This window comes from Moorena sp. SIO4E2, assembly GCF_010671945.1.
GTDB lineage: Bacteria > Cyanobacteriota > Cyanobacteriia > Cyanobacteriales > Coleofasciculaceae > Moorena > Moorena producens.
The window spans coordinates 1-2,120 of sequence record NZ_JAAHIE010000954.1; the positions used below are offsets into that span (position 1 = coordinate 1).

A 2,120-nucleotide genomic window follows, 5' to 3' on the forward strand; every position below is an offset into this window, starting at 1 on the left:
GATGAATGTAGAGATAAACGATATGGTTAAAAATTGGTTTATTTACAGTATTGTTGCTATTACGGTGATGGGTTGTCAAACCACCACAATTAAAACCAATATCACTCAGTCAACCATAACAGGAGTGACCAATAATGTCACTAATAACAACGTTATTCTTAGTGATGCTCCTGAGAACTGGTGGCAGAAGACTAATATTCACGCTATGGCTGTTAGTCCAGAGAATCCGGAAATCCTCTATGTAGCCACCCATCATGGCTTATTGCAGCGTTCTGAAGCAGGGAAATGGCTGCAAGTTGGGGAAACTCGTTCTAATTTCACCAGCTTTGTGGCTCATCCTAAGGATAGCGGACGCTTTTATGCTAGCTTACATCCACCATCAGGAGGCAAGCTCGGTTTTCTGACTAGCTACAATCAAGGGCAACATTGGCAGCTCCAATCCCTGCTCGGGGTAGACTTTCTGACTTTAGCGATCGCACCAGCTAATCCCAAGGTAATTTATGGATGGGCGGTTTCTGGAAAACAAGGCTTGTTGGTTTCAAAAGATGGTGGCAAAACCTGGAATCAATTACCAGCGCAGGGACTGGAGGATAATCCCCATAACTTAGTAGTTGACCCGCGCAATCCTGAGCACCTGTTTGCCGCTACAACTCTGGGATTATTTGAGACTAGGGATGGTGGAAAAAGCTGGATTTTAGTCCCTAATTCTCAAGAGTCCCTTGTTGCTAGTTTGGCTCTGAAATCCGAAGCAGAAAAGACAGTAATTTATGGATTTCACATTCTTTCCGAAGACTCCGGAGGATTCTTTAAAAGTACCGATGGGGGTAAGAATTGGGAAGCCATAAGCTCAGAAACAGGAGACTTATTTTTGTATATGGCGATCGCCCCGTCTAATCCCGAATTTTTATACGCTGCTAATGATCAGAATGGGATATTACAATCCAAAGATAGCGGCAAAACTTGGCAACCATTATTCTAATTATATTACTAGAGTAAAGGGAGTCGGGAGTCGGGAGTAGGGAATAGGGAGTCGGGAGTCGGGAGTCGGGAGTCGGGAGTCGGGAGTCGGGAGTCGGTAATCAAAAATTATCACAATTCATTTAGGTACCCTATAGAATTTATATTACTATTAGATTACTATTATATAGCGTTTATCATAGCTATGATGTACACATTATTTTTTGCCTATTGCTAGCATGCCTAGGGTGCATCTCATTTTTGCTGTTTGACACGGTGGTGCGTTACGGGGCGAGCTATCCAAACCCTGGCTACGAGGCGGAAAATGAGGCCCCCCTAACGCACCCTACGCAACTTTTTTACAAATATGAGATGCACCCCATGCCTATTGCCTCTTGCCTATTACCTATTACCTATTACCTATTACCTATTGCCTCTTGCCTCTTGCCTCTTGCCTCTTGCCTCTTGCCTATTACCTGCTCCCTGCTCCCTGCTCCCTAAAACCCAGATATTTATACTTCAATCGTCCTGAAAATTGCTATATATATTACTATGGCTATTAATAGATTTCGTTTACGTCAATTACACGCTTGGTTTGCGCCAATTATGGTCTTGCCAGTGTTGTTGACTGTGATTACCGGTTCCTTGTTTCAGGTGGCAGTTCTTACTGATAAAAGTAGTGAATTTATTTGGCTTTTGGATCTGCACAAAGGAAAATTTGGTGCCATTAACTTACAAATGATTTATCCGTTTCTCAATGCCTTTGGTTTATTAACCTTAGCAATTACAGGTATTTCTATGTGGTTTCAGACTCGGCGACGGGTTATAGGGCAGCGCTCACGAAATAGGGAATGAAAACCCTATAGTGTGACCATAAACGTTATCCTATCGTAAGCATGCAGCCGTCAGCCGTCAGCCGTCAGCCGTCAGCTAAAAGCTCAGGCTATGGAACCTTCAGGTGATGTAACAGAGATTAAACCAATGCTTACTTGTTTTATTCAAAAGCACCTCAAGTAGCCCATTAGCTGATAGCTGATACGCGACACGCTGATAGCTGAATGCTTACATCCTATCGGTAGTTTAATCCACACTTCATTTAATAAAAAATTACAACAAACAAGCGGTCATAAACGAAGTTATAGCGCTACGCGCAAGTAAGAAGT

The 2,120-nt window shown here is 42.8% G+C and carries 2 protein-coding genes; both read left to right on the forward strand.

The window, feature by feature from the left end:
* Nucleotides 1–979: F510_1955 family glycosylhydrolase (locus F6K37_RS39365; RefSeq protein ID WP_287256681.1), on the forward strand; the 979-nt coding region annotated here is incomplete at its 5' end.
* 530 nt (nucleotides 980–1,509) lie between these two features.
* Complete coding sequence (locus F6K37_RS39370; RefSeq protein ID WP_287256683.1) at nucleotides 1,510–1,812, forward strand: PepSY domain-containing protein; 303 nt, start codon at nucleotides 1,510–1,512, stop codon at nucleotides 1,810–1,812.
* Nucleotides 1,813–2,120: the final 308 nt, after the last annotated feature.

Bases quoted from the DNA above. Each gene is read 5' to 3' on its own strand.
- F6K37_RS39370 (WP_287256683.1), top strand. From the start codon at position 1,510: ATGGCTATTAATAGATTTCGTTTACGTCAATTACACGCTTGGTTTGCG.